The sequence below is a fragment of the Streptococcus infantis genome, from assembly GCF_001579645.1.
In the GTDB taxonomy this organism is placed as follows: Bacteria; Bacillota; Bacilli; order Lactobacillales; family Streptococcaceae; genus Streptococcus; species Streptococcus infantis_E.
Map to the genome: position 1 here is coordinate 1 of NZ_LQZF01000195.1, position 445 is coordinate 445.

General features: G+C 28.5%; 1 protein-coding gene. It reads right to left on the reverse strand.

Annotated elements, in window-relative coordinates; translation table 11 throughout:
• Positions 1-325: hypothetical protein (locus SINDD18_RS10095; protein ID WP_061864007.1), on the reverse strand; the 325-nt coding region annotated here is incomplete at its 3' end.
• Between the last annotated feature and the right edge of the window lie 120 nt (positions 326-445).

Genomic DNA, 445 nt, shown 5'->3' on the forward strand with positions numbered 1-445 from the left:
AATCTCCAGATTGAACTAAAGAAAGTACAAAGTCAAAATTTATACTTGTTTTACCATATCCATCGTTTGTTTCAATCAAAATTGATTCCTCAATTCTTATCGTTGAAGATAAAATTTTATCACTGTATTGATTTGGTCGAACAAGATAAAGTTCCAGGCGATAAGGGTAGCTTTCTTTAACATTAAATAAATCAAGAATACAATGAAGTGTAATCTTACCTGGGAATTTTGTAATGTAGTTTACAGTACCAATTTGTCTCCCATAAAAAGTGCTCAGTGATTGAATATTGATTTTCTCTTGAAAATCAGCCTGTTTAAATGTCATAAATGCTCCCTTTCCTTTTTTGACACCTATATTTTTTAAAAGTGAAAATTTTAATATTATCGAAGATTAGTAGCAGTAACAACAAAAACTTATTTATAAAGTGAAATAGCGATCCAATAT